The 1,123-nt window shown below is 67.9% G+C and carries 1 protein-coding gene; it reads right to left on the bottom strand.

Annotation, left to right across the window (positions count from 1 at the left end):
* Window positions 1-999 carry an IS481 family transposase gene (locus AB0M80_RS44165; protein WP_364576532.1) on the bottom strand — a complete coding sequence of 333 codons (999 nt, stop codon included), beginning with the start codon at window positions 997-999 and terminating at the stop codon, window positions 1-3.
* Window positions 1,000-1,123: the final 124 nt, after the last annotated feature.

Here is a 1,123-nt window from a genome sequence, read left to right as displayed (position 1 = left end):
CTAGATGTGATGTCCGGGGAGGTTGGTCAGCCGGGTGATGGGTGGCTTGCCTCCGACGGATGAGTGGGGTCGGTGGTGATTGTAGAAGTGCAGCCATCCGGGTAGGGCTGACCTGCGGTCGTGTTCGCTGGGATAGAAGCGGGCGTAGGCCCAGCCATCAGCCAGGGTGCGGTGGAACCGCTCGATCTTCCCGTTGGTCTGTGGCCGGTAGGGCCGGGTCCGTTTCGGGGTGATGCCCAGCTGGGTGCAGGTGTCGCGCCAGGCCGAGGAGCGGTAGCAGGCGCCGTTGTCCGACAGCACGCGTTCGACGGTGACGCCGTGGTCGGAGAACCAGGCGACCGCGCGCCGGAGGACACCGACGGCGGTGTCGGCTTTCTCGTCGGCGCAGATTTCGGCGTAGGCGAGGCGGGAGTGGTCGTCGATGACGGTGTGCACGAAGGCAGTGCCGGTGCGGGCGTGCCGGTCGGCGCTCCAGGTTCCGGTGCGTCGCGAGGTCGCTGACCTGTTCTTTTTACCTTGCTGTCTGCCGACGTAGCGCCAGCCGCCACCGTCGGGGATGTTGCCGAACTTGGTGACGTCGACGTGGATCAGCGAGCCGGGGTGGTCGTGTTCGTAGCGGCGCAGCGGTTCGCCGGTCACCCGGTCGATGCGGGAGAGCCGGTTGATCCGGCAGCGCACGAGGACCGCGTGCACGGTCGATGCGGGCAGGCCGAGCCGGCCGCCGATCTGAACCGGGCCCAGCCGCTGGCGCCACCGCAACCGCACGATCTGCCGCACCACCGGGGTCGGCGTGCGGTTCGGGCTGTGGTGTGGACGGCTACTGTGGTCGGTCATCCCGGCCGGGCCATCGGTGCGGTAGCGGTCGGCCCATTTGCGGGCGGTCCTGGCGGCGACCATGAACATCTTCGCTGCTTCGGTGCAGGTCCAGCCCTGTTCGACGATCAGGCGGGCGAGTCGTAGCCGGGTGCGTGGGGTGAGTGTGGCGTTAGGGTGGGACACGAAGGCCTCCGGACGGTGAAGCGGTTCCTAGACAGCTCCACTTCACAACCGGAGGCCTTCACCTGTCAGCACGACAGGCCGTCACCGCCCAACCCGGAACAACGTCCCTGGACATCACACCTAG

The sequence above is a fragment of the Amycolatopsis sp. NPDC051045 genome, from assembly GCF_040682955.1.
Lineage (GTDB): Bacteria > Actinomycetota > Actinomycetes > Mycobacteriales > Pseudonocardiaceae > Amycolatopsis.
This window is presented reverse-complemented; position numbering and strand designations above follow the sequence as displayed.